Below are 14,867 nucleotides of genomic sequence, written 5' to 3' on the forward strand. Positions count from 1 at the left end.
CCGTTGAACTCTCGGCTGCCTATACCTATTCGCGCGCGGGCGGTAACGCAGGCAGCGGCAGCCCGCACTGGAACCAGGTGAGCGCGATGGCCGACTACATTTTCTCGCGGCGCACGGACGTGTACATACAGGGAACCTGGCAAGGACTTAGTGCGAGCAGCGACTCCCCACTCGGGGTCGCCTGGATTAACGGCGTGAGCGCACCGTCATCAACGAACAACCAGGTGGAAGCGACTATCGGCCTGCGTCACCGGTTTTAAGCCGCAAACCGGGCACGCGGACAGGATGGGGTCATGGGCGTCCTTACGTCTGCCATGCGTCTTGTGCATATTGAACCCGAGTTCATCCGCCGTTACGGAGGCAGAGCATGTGTCCTGTAATGGCCGATGGAGTGGAAGAAGGGCGCTTGCACGACGCCCGCGTGGCGCAAGTACCGTGGAAGAAGTGGGGTCCGTACCTAAGCGAGCGCCAGTGGGGAACGGTCCGCGAGGACTACAGCCAAAACGGGGATGCCTGGGGCTATTTCACCCATGATCATTCACGCTCCCGGGCCTATCGATGGGGAGAAGATGGACTCGGCGGATTCTGCGACGACCAGCAGCGGCTGTGCTTCGCACTTGCCCTATGGAATGAGTGCGACCCAATATTGAAGGAGCGCCTCTTCGGCCTCACCAATAGCGAGGGCAATCATGGCGAGGACGTGAAGGAGTATTACTTCTACGTCGACAGCACCCCCACACACTCGTACATGAAGTATCTGTACAAGTATCCGCAACGCGAATATCCGTACCGGAGCCTGGTCGAAACCAACCGGAAGCGCTCGCGGGACGAACTCGAATATGAACTGCTCGATACTGGCGTCTTTGATGACGATCGGTATTTCGACGTGTTCGTCGAATACGCCAAGGCGGGTCCGGAAGACATCTTCGTGCGCATTTCGGTGCATAACCGCGCACGGGACAGGGCGCGGCTGCGAGTCCTGCCAACGCTATGGTTTCGCAATACCTGGTCGTGGGGCCACGACGATTGCAGGCCATCATTGTGCGAGGCGGGTCAAGGCGTCATTCGCGCGACACATCACGAACTGGGCGACTACTGGCTCTATTGCGAAGGCGTCACGGAACTACTCTTCACGGAAAACGAAAGCAACGCAGAGCGTCTGTGGAATCAACCGAACGTGTCGCCGTATGTGAAGGATGCATTCCATGATTACGTCATTGCAGGGCGGCGCGAAGCCGTCAATCCCGCCAGGACGGGAACCAAGGCGGCAGCCCATTACGTGTGCGACGTGGCCGGCGGGGGCAGCGCAACGATCAAGCTGCGCCTGACGGCCGTAAAAGGGGACCGCGACACCTTCGACCGCTTCGAGAACACCTTCATGGAGCGGGTTGCAGATGCGGACGAATTCTATGAGCGCATCGCGCCGAAGTCGCTGACGGAAGACGGGCGTCGGGTACACCGTCAGGCTTTGGCCGGTATGTTGTGGAGCAAGCAGTACTACTACTTCGACCTTGAAATGTGGCTGCGCGAGCATGGTAGTCATCCGTTGCTCGAAGGTGGGCGGCGCGACGTACGTAATACCGCGTGGTTCCACATGTTGAATGCGGACGTGATCTCCATGCCGGACAAGTGGGAGTACCCGTGGTATGCGGCATGGGATCTCGCTTTCCACACGATTTCTTTGGCGCTAGTCGATTTCACATTCGCACAGGACCAGTTGCTGCTGATGTTGCGGACACTGTATGTCCACCCGAGCGGCCAGATTCCGGCCTATGAGTGGAACTTTAGCGATGTGAACCCCCCTGTACATGCTGCTGCCACTCTCTGGCTCTACAAGTACGGGAAAGCACTGGGGCGGCCCGATCCGCGCTTTCTCGAGCGTTCGTTTCAGGGACTGCTGTTGAATTTCAACTGGTGGGTAAATCGCAAGGACCCATCGGGCCGCAATGTCTTCGCAGGCGGCTTTCTGGGGCTGGACAACATCGGTGTATTCGATCGCAGCGCGCAGCTGCCGACGGGCGGAACTCTGGAGCAGGCGGACGGCACAGCGTGGATGGCGTTCTATTGCCAATGCATGCTGGAGATTGCAATCATCCTGACCGAATACGATCCGATGTACGAGGAGATCGCGTTCAGGTTCGTCCAGCATTTCATGTGGATCGCCTATGCGATGGACCGGCGCGGGGAACATCCCGATGCGATGTGGGATGAGCAGGACGGCTTTTTCTACGATCTGATGCGGCTCCCCGACGGCCGGACCATGCGCCTCAAGATAAGGTCGATGGTAGGGCTGCTGCCGCTGTGCGCGTCGACGGTGTTCGAGGCAGACTCGGTCACGCGTCATCCGAAGCTGATGGAACTGATCGATCAATTCAGAAAGCGCTACCCTGAGCTGCTCGCCCATGTGGCTCCTACGGATGCAGGTTTCATCGGCCATCGCCAACGCAGGCTCCTGTCGATCCTCAACATGCGGAAACTCGAGCGCGTGCTTGGATATCTGCTTGATGAGAACGAATTCCTTGGACCATATGGCATTCGTTCGCTATCTCGTTACCATCTCGAGCATCCGTACGTACTCAATATCGGAGGACTGGATTACAGGGTGCAGTACCTGCCCGCAGAATCGAATACAGGGATGTTCGGAGGGAACTCAAACTGGCGCGGTCCTGTGTGGATGCCGGTGAATCTGCTGATAATCCGGGCGCTGATGAATCTCTACGGCTTTTTCGGTGATGAGTTCAAGGTTCAATGCCCGACCGGGTCGGGGCGGCACATGACGCTGTTCGAGGCGGCGCAAGAGATTGTCCGCCGGCTGACAGGTACGTTTCTGCGCGATGCGAACGGGAGGCGCCCTGTCTACGGCGGGACGGCTAAGTTCCAGGACGACCCACATTGGCGTGACCTCCTCCTGTTCTATGAGTATTTCCACGGCGACAACGGCGCGGGACTTGGTGCGAGTCACCAGACGGGCTGGACGGGCCTTATCGCTCCCCTCCTGGACCTGTTCGGGCGTGTCGACGCTCAAACCGTCCTCGAAAGCGACCGCTGGCGCGTGATGGCAGGAGCCGTCGGCAAATAGGTGGACGGATCAAATGGGCGGTCGCGACGGAGAATAATCGTTGCAACGCGGCGTGGCTCATAGACATGCACTTACTGCCCCGTATCAGATGAGAGGTGTATGCAAAAGATGCGGATTGGCCGGCATCTCGGCGACACGCCGCCAGACATCACGACAATCATCTTTGTCCGGTCGCCCATGGAAGCGGAGACGAAGACTGCTCACCGGATTCCCACCCGGAGAACACGCCGCGCCGGCAATTCCGGCCGGGCCCTCATTACGCGGCTGCACGCGGCTACGCGATGGTGGCTGCCATGTGGCGACGTATCCCAGTCGTTGGAGCCAATACGGTGCAACCCTTAAATTTACAGAAACGACAGGCTGCGACCAGGTACGCCGGAGCCTGCGTTCAATCAAGCGTCGCCATTCGTCTCAGAGTCGCTCCGCTGACCTTCGGCGGTACGCCGAAATTGTCGACCAGGATGTGAAGACTGAGAAGGACTACCCAGATCGGAAAAAGAAGCACGATCCAATCTACGGTGCGACCGGCAGAGAGCAACGCGACCGCGACGGCGTATCCAATAAACGCAATCCAGCGCGAAACGAAGCCAGTAAGCAGAGCAAGTGTACTGGTAGCCATTGTGAAAACTGCGGCCATGCGGACTGCGTAAAGATTCGTGGCTTCGTATGCAAACTCTCGCGCGACGGTGAATGTGATCGAACCTGGAAGTCGATCGGTCCCGATGTTATACGCGGCCACAATCCCACCGACGAAGGCGGCAGCGACAAACATCATCCCCAGGAAGAGGAGACCGCTGCCCAGGAACACCGTAGTAAAGAAGCGATCCTCGCGATCTCCGAGACGCTCCCGCAGCACAGCAATGAACCAGAGAAAGGCAATGCCAGTGAACGGCAGCAGGTTGACCGCAACGGCGACCCTACCCGAACTTTTCAAGAGCCACTGTCCCGCGTCTAAGGGACTATCCGGGACAGAAGGCCGCAGCAGCAAAAGGCTTGCAATCAGCAAGAAAGAAAAGACGAGACCCGCGACGGCCGCGGCGCGGGGGGCTCTCCGACGCCTGTTCGGGTCTTTCCACTGAAGTTGCCAGTTCTTCGATGATGGACTCATACTCAGCATCTGCCGTAACCTGCAGCGAGTGTGAATATTGTTCATGTTAAGCAGCGTGGCCGCCAACCTGAAGTGTACAGAGATCGATTTAACGAGGCGCCGTGAAAACGGCGGGTAGAACTATTACCTGCGTTTCGGTTCACCAAGCGGGTCGATTTCCAGTCGCCTCGGGAATCGTTCATGGCGTCAGGCAGCGATACGCGGCGACTGAAGTAGTACGTGTGACGGTCCAGCTCCCGCGCACCATCGGCATTGAGAAGCCGAGCTGGTTCGACATAAAAACCGTCGACGACGGCGTGCGCAATTTCGGCGCCCTCAACTCCCCGAAAAGTCAACTGTGCGAGAAGGTTACGCTTGAGCTCGCTGATTACGGCGTGGTCCGAGCCATCACGTCCTTCTTCGTCACATGCTTGCCGCTGGAATCCGTGATTGCCCATTCCAGCGTCGCGCCGAAATGCGTCGGCGGCCAAGTGAGCAGGCGCGGCGACGACGTCGTCGATCGAGGGCGTCACGATGTAGCGGAGGTTCTTCGACTGCATGTTCGAGTTTGCGCGAATCGCGCTGGTGAATGCGGAGTCAGCATGGAGCTCGCCCAGCAGTTTCTGGACAACTAGCGGGTGTCGAAACTGTTCACACCCATCGCATGCACGCCGCGGGCTTCACGAAGGCGGGGCGGGAACTGTGCATCAGCCAGCCGTCCGTGTCCCGGCAGATCTGCGAACTGGAGCGGACGCGGGCGCGGCGCCGTTCGTGAGGGCGATCAAGCATGCCACATGCGGGCATCTACTACCAGACGCGCGCCGAAGTGATACGGGACGCGCTTGAAGAAGCGGATCATGCCGCGCGGGGCTCATTCGAACTGCGGGGCCGTTAGCGCGGGGCTTGTGAACGAACTCCCGTGGGGTGCTGCCGCGAGATCGCGGATGGCTGGCTTGTACCCATTCTCGGAGACTGACAACCCGAACCGATAGGTATTCACGCGGTGTTTCCGACCGACCGGCCGCGCGGCGCGCTCTGCCGCGGACATTGATCGCTTTGCTGGTGGAGGAGCTTGCACCGATTCCGCTCGCTGCCGATGCGCGGCTGCAGGCGTGGTAGACACTCGCGGCCGTCGAAACCGGCCGGCCCGTCACAGTTCGTCGAACTGGATCACGCCACCCTTCATCACGAGGGGAATCCGCTCGCCTTGCCCCTGCAGACACGCGATGTCACGCAGCGGATCGCCGTCGACGACGATCAGATCGGCCCATGCGCCTGCTGCGATGCGTCCGAGCTTGCCGGTTAGCCCGAGCACGTCGGCCGCCGTCGTAGTCGCGCAGGCGAGCGTCGCCGCATTGCCGAGCACGTCGGCGCGAATGCGGAATTCTTCGCTTTGCAAACGCTGTGACGGCCCGAGCAGATCGGAGCCGAAGCCGATCTTCACGCCCGCATCGCGATAGATCTCGAGTGAACGCAGTCCCGCCTCGCGCACATCGGCGATCTTCGCGACGCTTTCTTCGCCCAGACCATATTGGGCGCCTTCCGACGCGAGCGCTTCGTACGTGACGAGCGTCGGTATGACATACGCGCCCATCTCGGCCATCAGCTTCGCCGTGGGCGCATCGACCAGATTGCCGTGCTCGATCGTGCGCACGCCCCATCGCACGACACGTGCAATCGCGTCGGCCGTGTACGCGTGCGCCATCACATAGGTCTGGCGGGCGCGCGCTTCCTCGACGATCGCGCGCACTTCGTCTTCGGCATAGCCGAACGCGCCCACGGGGTCAGTCGGTGACGCGACGCCGCCCGACGCCATGATCTTCAGATGATCGGCGCCCATCTGCAATTCCTCGCGCGCCGCGCGGCGCACTTCATCGACACCGTCGGCGACGCGCGCCAACGCACCGACGCGCACGCAGCAGCCGCACGGCGCGCTGTCGCCGAGGTAGTCCGAACGCGCGCGCATGTCGCCATGACCGCCCGTTTGACTGAGCGCGCGGCCCGCCACGAACAGGCGCGGCCCGACGGCCAGGCCGCTTTCCACGGCCTGTTTGTGCGGATAGCCCGCTCCGCCCGCGTCGCGCACTGTCGTGAAGCCGCGCCGCAGCATCGCCTTCATGATGGGCACGGAGCGCAACGTGACGAGCACGTTCGGCATGTGCACCTGCTGCGACAGGTTCAACTGCACGGCCACCACGTGCACATGCAGATCGATCAAACCCGGCATCAGCGTTTTGCCGCGCAGATCGATCGTGCGCGCGGAAGCGCTGTTTAGCGGCCGGTCGGACACTTCCTTGATGAGCCCGTTTTCGACGAGCACGTGATGCGCTTCGCGCAATTCGCCGTGTTCGACATCGAGCAATGCGGCGTTGGTGAAGAGAATGCTGTCCACTTGTGTCCCCACGGTTTGGTCGATGGTTCGGCGGCAATCAGCGGCCGCGATCAGGCGTCGGCGAGCAGTGCCGGCAACGCGTATTGCGCGAGCGACTGTGCGATCGGAACATGTTCGTCCCGATACCAGCCTCGCGTATGCAGCAGATTCAACGACGCCAGCGTGCGTCCTTTCCAGCGCACGGGCACGTTCAACACGCTTTCGCAACCGAGCGATGCAATCAGTTCGTGATCCGCGAACACCGCGCGCAGATCGTCCGGCGTTCTGCCGATGAACGCTTCGCCGCGCGTCAGTACGATCTCGGTCCAGTTGCCGCCCGACAGCGGCTTTTTCGCGGCCGTCGGATACGCGCGCGGCATGTTGCTGTAGATGCGCGCCGACTCGTGCGTCGCAACGTCGTAACGCAGGACCGTGAAGAGCGTGTGGCCGATGGTTTGCGCAAGGACGGCATCGAGCGCGCGATAAAGCGTGGCCGGTTGATCTTCGTCCGCCTGCGCATCCGCGAGCGCGACTAACGCCTGCAATAGCGGTTCGCTTGCGCCTGTCATGCCGCTTCTCCCGCGGCGATGTCTTCGAGCGAACGACCGCGCGTCGGCACGCCCATCACGACCACGGCGATTGCGCCGAGCAGCAGCACGACCGTGGTCACACCGAATACGCCCGCGAAACCGAAGTTCGGATACAGATAGCCGACCAGAATCGGGGACACGATCGCGCCGATGCGTCCGATCGCCGATGCCGTGCCCGCGCCCGTCGTTCGTACCGCAGTCGGGAAGACTTCTGCCGTGTACGCGTACACGCCTGCATAGGTGCCGTTCATGAAGAACGACAGTCCGATGCCCGCCGCCATGATCTCTTCATTCGTGCGCGCGAACGCCATGCCGAGCGCGCACACGCAGCCCAGCAGCATGTACGTGGCGATGGTCGCCTGGCGTCCGATGCGCTCGTTGAACCACGACGCGCTGAAATAGCCCGGCACCTGTGCGACATACATCGCAACGGAATAGCCGAAGCTGCGCGTGATGCTCATGCCATGCTGCACGAGCAGGCCCGGAATCCACGTGAAAAACGCGTAGTAGCTGAAGGTAATCGACAGCCACATCAACCAACTCATCGTCGTGATGCGCGCCTGGCGTCCTGCCCATAGCGTGCGCAAATTCGCGGCCAGCGTGCCGGTGGGCATCGGCTGCGCGGTGCCCACTTCGACACGCTCCGGTTCGGGCAGTGGAATGCCGCGCGCCGCGAAGCTCGCTTCAATGTGGTCGAGCACGCGCGTCGCTTCGTCCGTGCGGCCGCGGCTTTCCAGCCAGCGCGGCGATTCGGGCAACGAACGCCGCCACCACAATAACATCAGGATCGGCACTGCCGTGATGAGCAGCACGACGCGCCAGCCCGCATCGAACGCGGGCACGATGAAGTAGCCAAGCAGCGCGGCCGCGACGAAGCCGAACGAGAAAAACCCCGCCAATGCGCCCGTGAAGATGCCGCGATAGCGTTTGGCGACGAACTCCGCGAGATAAGGCGCGATGATCGCGCTCTCGGCACCCGTGCCCATGCCCGCGATGATGCGCGACGCGAGAAAGGTCGGCCACGCGTTGGTCATCGCGCTGACGACGGACGCCACGCAGTAGATCAGCAGCGCCGACATCATCACCTTGCGCCGCCCGATCAGATCGCCGAGCGTGCCCGCGAGCAGTGCGCCGAAAAAGAAGCCGATGAAGTTGCCGCTGCCGAGCACACCCGTTTGCACGCTGGACAGACTCCAGTCATGCCGCAACACGGGCAGGACGAACGCAACGGCGGCGGCGTCCATCGCGTCGAATGCGTAGCCCAGACCGCCCATCAACAGCAGGTGCCCGTGAAAGCGTCCAAACGGTAGACGTTCGATGCGTGCAGAAACAGTTGACACATTGTGCTCCTTGAGTCTCGGCAACCCTGCGCGTCAGCGCGATGTGGATGGAGGTCAGGTGTGAAGCCCGGCGTTAAGCCGGGTGCGTGCGGCCCGACGTGAGCCCGATTCTATGGCTTGCCGAACGTCATAAATATTTATATCCTTGATTCCGTATATTGATATCGTGAATGGATCGACCATGAGTTTCCGTTCGCTCGATCTGAACCTGCTGAAGGTGTTCGAAGCGCTGATGACGGAAGGCGCGGTGACGCGCGCGGCCAGCAAGCTGTCGCTCACGCAGCCTGCGGTCAGCAACGCGCTGAGCCGCCTGCGCGAAGCGTTCGACGACCCGCTCTTTATCCGCACCGGCGCAGGCGTCACGCCGACGCAACGCGCGATGGCGCTTTGGGGGCCGGTCGGGGATTCGTTGAGCCGCATTCGCGCAGCGCTCGACGAGGAGACCTTTTCGCCCGGCAGCGCCCAACTCAGCTTCAGCCTGTCGATGTCGGACTATGTGGCGGGGATAGTGATGCCGCGTCTGATCGAACGCTTCGGCGAGAGCGCGCCGCTGCTGCAATGGCATACCGTGCCGAACATTCTGCTCGACGCGCCCGCGCTGCTGGAGGGCAATCGTGTCGACTGCCTTATCGGCGTTTATGTGAACGAGACGCTGCCGCCCGCGCATATCCGCTCGCGCTCGCTATGGAGCGTCGACTACGCGTGCGTGATGCGGCGCGGCCATCCGCTCGCCGCGCCCGGCCGGCTGACCACAAAACGCTTCCTGAACGCGAGCCACGTCGACATCAGTCTGGCGGGACAGACGCAGCCCTCGTTCGATATCTTTCTGGCGTCGCGTGGCCTCAAGCGCAACCTGGTTGCGACGGTCAATCACTATATGGTCGCGTGCGAAATCATTCGCGCCAGCGATCTGATCGCTGTGCTGCCGCGCGACTTGTGCGAGCGCGGCGCGATGGCAGGCGATCTCGTCAGCGTGCGCGCGCCGATCGAAGCGCCGGAGCGCGTGATCAGCCTGTTCTGGCATCAACGCAACGAGACAGTGCCCGCGCATCGCTGGCTGCGCGATCAACTGGTCGATATGTTCACGTCGTCCTAAGCCTGCGCTGATTCAGGTTTTAGAAAATCTGAATCATCTGCGATTCGGGGTAATGGAATGAAAGAAGGGACTTCCCCGTCCCAAGGCTGCGGCCGAAGCCGCGAATCGGCATCCAAGTGCCATGATCGAGAGTCGAGCCTTCATCACCGCCAGCAGAGGTCGAGTACCAGCTGTCCCACGGCATAGAGATGCTCGTTCGTATGGTCCCGCTGTGGACCTGGATCGTCGAGAATGCGGGCCGCTTCCGGGAAGCGAGGCAGAAGCTCGACCGACAGCATTGCGACGCAAACTCATAGCTTGCCGGATGTCGATTTGCATCGCCTCTGGGTGAGCGGCTGATGGCGGTCGCGCTGGAAGTGCCGCGCTTCAGCCGCCGGCGAATGCCGGCGTGTGGAAGTGAGGGGCAAATCCGAACGGCGTCACGGTGAGACGCCAAGGCCAACGTTTGGCAAAATCTTCATGGCGCATTTGTTTCCACACTCCAGATCGCATCGTGAGCGAACCACACCGTTCCCGTACCCACAGCCTTGCATTGGCAGCGAGCCTCGTATTAATCGCATTTTCGCTGCGCACGCCCATTACGAGCGTCGGCCCGATCCTCATCGACGCGGTTCGCGCGACACACCTGACGCCCGCCGGTGCGAGCATGCTCACGACACTTCCTTCGCTGTGCTTTGGCCTGTTCGGGCCACTTGCGCCGATGCTTTCCCGGCGCCTTGGCAGCGAACGGGCACTCCTCGTGCTGCTGGTGCTCGTCACTGCGGGCATAGCGTTGCGGGTCGTTCCTTCATGGCAGATTTTGTATGTCGGACAGGTCATCGCCTGCTTCTCGATTGGGTTGATGAACGTACTGCTGCCCGGCATCGTGAAGCGCGATTTCCCGGATCATGTGGCGCTGATGACAGGCCTGTACAGCGCCTCGATGGCTGTGGGCGCGGCCACGGCTGCCGGAGCGACAGCGCCCGTCGCCAACGCCATCGCACGCGTGCTCGGGGACACTGGCGGTAATGCATGGGCATGGGCGTTGGCGCTGTGGGCGCTGCCTGCCGCACTAGCCTTCCTCATGTGGCTCGGACAGTTGCCTCCGGTGGAATCTCATGCAGGAAGAGGCAATCGAGTGGTCCGCGGTTTGTGGCGAGACCCGCTCGCATGGCAGGTCACCCTTTTCATGGGCTCGCAATCGTCGCTTGCCTACATCGTATTCGGCTGGCTGCCGACTGTTTGGCGCATGCGGGGCATGAGCGCAGTCGACGCAGGGCTCATGCTGTCGCTCAGTGTGATCGCTCAGGCTGCAGCGTCCCTGATGCTGCCCTTCCTGATCTCGCGGGTTCGGGATCAACGCGTGGTAAACGTCGTCGCATTGACGTTGACTGCGGTGAGTCTGGTAGGTTGTTTCTTCGCGCCTCTGTCGACGATGTGGGGCTGGACACTGTTGCTTGGCGTCGCGCAAGGGAGTTCCTTCATGCTCGCCCTCACCGTCATCGGGTTACGTTCGACGGATTCACACGTGGCCGCGCAGCTCTCCAGCATGGTTCAAGGCGTCGGATATCTGCTTGCGTCCACCGGTCCGTTCATCGCCGGTACGTTGCTCCGCGCCACGGGCTCGCTGGTGAGCCTGGCAGTGCTGTGCGTGGCCCTCTGCGCGATCTCGGCCGGGTTCGGCTATGCCGCTGGCCGGCGCGAGCATGTGAATGTTCAGTTGCACACGGAGGCTAGGACGCGTTGATCCGGTTGAGCCTCGGCCATTGACCTATTTGTGCAACCACGTCTTTATCTGCCCCACCATGTAGTCCCGGTTTTTACAGATGAGTCGTCGGATGCCAAGCGTCGGCGAACATGTAGATATCGTCGGCGTGCGGTGAGACGTACGTCGAGCGCGAGCTGAAGAGCGCGATGGCGTCATCCGCTCCAAGTTCCGGCGGGAGGTCTGCGGGCAAACATGCTACGTTGGTGCCGGTGCTGTCACGGATCGCGTATTAGAGCCATTTCATGATCGCCGTAATCGAGCCAGTGCATGATCGGCGTGTTGGAGCCATCTCAGGATCGGCGTGATCGGGCCACTTGACGGGCTCGTGCTTATGTCGGGCTGCAGCCTAAAATGCATTTCGAACTTCCGTAAGCCGGTGCCTTCGGCGTCTTTGTGCGGAGGGCCGATGAGTAGAAGAAGTTTCGAAATGTTTGGCGCGCATGCACCAGGGCGATTCCGACCGCGACATTGCCGGCGCCCGCCTGATGGCACGCAGCAACCTCAAGACAGTACGGCAGGTCGCGCTCGCGCATGGCTGGCTTAATCCCGGGCGTCCGTTGCCGGATGACGCGGAGCTGGCGGGTATCTTTGGGCGCGACCCGAAGGTGGCGCGCAGCTGCATTTCCTCCCTTGAACCGTTTCGCGAGCTCTTGCGCGGCTGGTTCGACGCCGGCGTACACAGTACGACGATCTTCTGCGCGCTCGAACACAACAACGGTTATACCGGCAGCTATTCGGTTGTGCGCCGCTCCCTGCTGCTGAAGGCCGAGCACGGTGAAAGCGCGACGACGATTCTCGACTTTGTGAAGGCCGAATAATCATGAGTTTGCGATTGTTCGCCTGGTACGAAGTGCGTCAGGCTGCGGATGCAGAAACACGGCTGAGCGTCCTGATGACTGGAAAGATTGACGCGCTTCTGACGGATATCGTCCTGCTGGACGGTCGGGCGTTGAACCCGCCAAAGAGGCCATCCGACGCCGTCCGGGCATCAGGATCATTTTTGTGTCAGGTATGACGAATTGATTATTTGGATCGTGGGCCTTACGAACAGAGCAACGGCTATCGGTAGCCGGAAAGAGCGCTTGAGAAAAATTCCATGCCGGGTGATGATCTCGAGGTAACCGCCATGCAATGTTGCCTTACGGGGATATCTGACGCGCAACTACGCCTCGAGTTTGAAGAAGCCAACCGTTGCATTAAGCTCATGACCCTGTGACTTCAGTGATTCCGAAGCTGCGGCGATCTCTTCAACCAGTGCAGCGTTCTGCTGCGTCGACTGATCCATGAGCGATACTGCCTGATTAACCTCGTCGATGGCACGGCTTTGCTCTGCAGCCGAATTGGCGATTTCACCGGTAATCGTGGCCACGTTAGAAATCGCCATCGTCAATTCCGCAATCGTTTTTCCTGCGAGATTAACCTGTTCAGCACCCGCCTGCACGTTTTCGACGGACGACTCCAACAGGGTCTTGATCTCTTTGGCCGCAGATGTCGATCGCTGCGCAAGGTTGCGGACCTCGGCGGCGACGACCGCAAAGCCGCGACCACTTTCACCCGCGCGCGCTGATTCGACGGCGGCATTCAATGCAAGTATATTCGTCTGGAATGCGATCCCTTCGATCATACCGACGATGCCTTCGATCCGGCCGGACTGCTCGACCGCAGCATTAATTGTGCTTGCAGCCTTGTTCACGGCTTCGTTGCCGCGTCGCGCCGTTTCAACGGCGCCGGCAGCGACCGAACTGGCGCTTTTCGCATGTTCGGCAGTTCCGCGCACTGTCCCTGCAAGTTCCTCCATGCTCGCTGCTGTTTGCTCTAGCGATGCCGCCTGCTGTTCGGTTCGCGACGATAGATCGATGTTGCCCGCGGACACTTCGCCAGCGGCAAGCCCCAGGTGCCGGCTGCTCGCAGTGACCTTCATCATGACGCTGTGCAGCTTCTCGACAAACGCGTTGAACTGCCCGGCAAGAAGACCAACCTCATCGGCGCTGACGATCGGAAGACGCCGCGTCAGATCGCCGTCACCGACCGCGATTTCATGCATCGACTGGGCGAGGTTGCGAATAGGTCCGGTCATCCGGCGACCCACCACAATCATGATCCCAAGCGCGAGAACGAGTACAAGCGCCCCGGTTGAGACAAGCGTCAACGTGAGCCGGTTGGCTGCTGCCATCATCTCGGACTCCGGCTCCAGGGCGAAGTACTTCCAGCCGTTCCTCGCTGACGTATAAACAAACGATCGATAAGCAACGTTGTTCATCTGGATGGACGCGAGCCCGTCGGCCGCATTTGCCAGTTGCTCGTATCCGCTGCCCAGACCCTTTAGGTCCTTGAATTCGTGCTGCTTGTCACGCGGGTCTATCAGGATTTTTCCGTTGTTGTCCGTCACGAGCAGGTAACCCGTGTCGCCGAACCGGATGCCACTTGTGAGACGTGCAAAGCCTTCAAGCGAAATGTCGCCTTCGAGCGTGCCCAGGACTTCCCCCTTGCTGTCTTTTACGACCCGGGCGAAGGATATGATGGCGCCACCTGATCCGGCCGCGCTCAGATAGGGGGCAGGTCTCACCACACGATCGGGCGCCGTGAGAGCCAACTGATACCATGGCCTCACGCGAGGATCATAGTGGTCTCCGTTCATGCGTTCGATCGGCCACTGCACGTAACCGCCCCAGCGAGTGCCGATATCGAGGTAGCGCATGTTGGGATGTGCGTCGCCGAACTGCTTGAGCAGCGCAAAGATGGACTTTTCGGTTTCACCGTTTGCGTCCGGCGTCATCTGCCCGCCGTGCGTGAGGTAGTCGGTGATGCTCTGATCGGCCGCTTTCAATTGGGAAGTCTGGGCCAGATAGGTAATGTTCTGTTCGACCTCAGTGAAGTTGCTGTCGAGCGATTCATCGGCCTGGAGGATTCGCTCGTGACTGGACCGCTCGAACTCGTCGATAGCTTGTTGCCGCACATTGCGCGCGCCGACGGTTGTGAGAAGTAGCACTGTAACGGCTAGCGCAGCACCGGACACGGCGCTGAACCTGAAAGCGATCGAACTGGTAAGCTTCACGAATGACCTCTGCCTCTTATCTGAATCAAGCGACCCTGCGCCGTCCGCCCCCAAGGGGTTCGAGCGAACGGCTAGTTCGTTTTCGGCAGAACCTGTGAGAGCTTGAGGGTCAGTTCTTGGAAATAATAAAAAAGATCTTTGCCGGAGCATCCGGCGTCGCATGAGGGAAGGTTCCTGTCGCTTCTGCGCTAATCGCTCGCAGAACGCTCACCGCTTCAAGGAACAAAAACGCAGGTGTTTGGCCAGGCGCAAACCCGACGTCGAGAGCGAGGTATATCGCCACATCCGTAGTTCCGAAGCACATGTAATGCGTCGATTGCCTCATGCGTAAAGCCCTGCCGAAGCAGGGTTCTGATGCTTCACGCCGAGGCCGTCTCTTGTAACGCCGCCTTCTTGTGCGGCCCGTGGTGACTCACTTTATGCATGTGCTTCGTCGTCTTGTGCGCTGGCGTCGCGACGGTCGGGGACGGAGCCGTAGGGGTGGCTGCCGGTGCAGTCGCGG

At 60.8% G+C, this 14,867-nt stretch carries 11 protein-coding genes and 1 pseudogene; 7 read left to right on the forward strand and 5 right to left on the reverse strand.

Going from position 1 to position 14,867, the window contains the following annotated elements:
• Together H3V53_RS40275 and H3V53_RS40280 are read left to right on the forward strand one after the other, a co-directional pair.
• Positions 1-260 (forward strand): annotated as a pseudogene (locus H3V53_RS40275) (porin); the annotation flags it as partial.
• Positions 261-367: 107 nt separating this feature from the next.
• Complete coding sequence (locus H3V53_RS40280; RefSeq protein WP_336602578.1) at positions 368-3,079, forward strand: MGH1-like glycoside hydrolase domain-containing protein; 2,712 nt, start codon at positions 368-370, stop codon at positions 3,077-3,079.
• Between the two features lie 388 nt (positions 3,080-3,467).
• On the opposite strand, the gene H3V53_RS40285 is transcribed toward H3V53_RS40280, so the two are convergent.
• The gene (locus H3V53_RS40285) at positions 3,468-4,232 is read right to left on the reverse strand and encodes a hypothetical protein (RefSeq protein ID WP_336602579.1); all 765 of its coding nucleotides are present in this window, start codon (positions 4,230-4,232) and stop codon (positions 3,468-3,470) included.
• 176 nt (positions 4,233-4,408) lie between these two features.
• Here H3V53_RS40285 and H3V53_RS40290 point away from each other — a divergent pair, with 176 nt between their 5' ends.
• The gene (locus tag H3V53_RS40290) at positions 4,409-4,801 is read left to right on the forward strand and encodes a hypothetical protein (protein ID WP_336602580.1); all 393 of its coding nucleotides are present in this window, start codon (positions 4,409-4,411) and stop codon (positions 4,799-4,801) included.
• A 29-nt stretch (positions 4,802-4,830) separates the two neighbouring features.
• The gene (locus H3V53_RS43910; protein ID WP_419539736.1) at positions 4,831-4,941 is read left to right on the forward strand and encodes a LysR family transcriptional regulator; all 111 of its coding nucleotides are present in this window, start codon (positions 4,831-4,833) and stop codon (positions 4,939-4,941) included.
• Between the two features lie 375 nt (positions 4,942-5,316).
• Here H3V53_RS43910 and H3V53_RS40295 read toward each other — a convergent pair whose 3' ends face one another.
• From H3V53_RS40295 to H3V53_RS40305, 3 genes are read right to left on the reverse strand one after another with little or no spacing between them, the layout of a single operon-like run.
• A complete protein-coding gene (locus H3V53_RS40295; protein ID WP_336602587.1) occupies positions 5,317-6,558 on the reverse strand; it encodes a metal-dependent hydrolase family protein in 1,242 nt (413 codons plus the stop codon).
• A 50-nt stretch (positions 6,559-6,608) separates the two neighbouring features.
• Positions 6,609-7,106, reverse strand: a complete 498-nt coding sequence (locus tag H3V53_RS40300) for a GAF domain-containing protein (RefSeq protein WP_336602581.1) — start codon at positions 7,104-7,106, stop codon at positions 6,609-6,611.
• On the reverse strand, positions 7,103-8,467 hold the full coding sequence (locus tag H3V53_RS40305) for an MFS transporter (RefSeq protein ID WP_336602582.1): 1,365 nt from the start codon (positions 8,465-8,467) through the stop codon (positions 7,103-7,105). The genes H3V53_RS40300 and H3V53_RS40305 overlap by 4 nt, the downstream gene beginning before the upstream one ends.
• A gap of 181 nt (positions 8,468-8,648) precedes the next feature.
• Between H3V53_RS40305 and H3V53_RS40310 the strand changes: the two genes are divergently transcribed.
• The 3 genes from H3V53_RS40310 to H3V53_RS40320 all read left to right on the forward strand — a co-directional run bounded on the left by H3V53_RS40310 (position 8,649) and on the right by H3V53_RS40320 (position 12,128).
• Entirely contained in the window at positions 8,649-9,563 is a 915-nt protein-coding gene (locus H3V53_RS40310; protein WP_336602583.1) for a LysR family transcriptional regulator, read from the forward strand.
• Positions 9,564-10,056: 493 nt separating this feature from the next.
• The gene (locus H3V53_RS40315) at positions 10,057-11,289 is read left to right on the forward strand and encodes an MFS transporter (RefSeq protein ID WP_336602584.1); all 1,233 of its coding nucleotides are present in this window, start codon (positions 10,057-10,059) and stop codon (positions 11,287-11,289) included.
• Positions 11,290-11,750: 461 nt separating this feature from the next.
• Positions 11,751-12,128: a hypothetical protein gene (locus H3V53_RS40320; protein WP_336602585.1), complete on the forward strand. Its 378-nt coding sequence runs from the start codon at positions 11,751-11,753 to the stop codon at positions 12,126-12,128.
• 344 nt (positions 12,129-12,472) lie between these two features.
• Here the strand turns inward: H3V53_RS40320 and H3V53_RS40325 are convergent, their stop codons facing one another.
• Positions 12,473-14,365, reverse strand: coding sequence for a methyl-accepting chemotaxis protein (locus H3V53_RS40325; RefSeq protein WP_336602586.1), 1,893 nt, complete (start codon positions 14,363-14,365; stop codon positions 12,473-12,475).
• Positions 14,366-14,867: the final 502 nt, after the last annotated feature.

The organism is Paraburkholderia bengalensis (assembly GCF_037126505.1).
GTDB classification, from domain to species: Bacteria; Pseudomonadota; Gammaproteobacteria; order Burkholderiales; family Burkholderiaceae; genus Paraburkholderia; species Paraburkholderia bengalensis.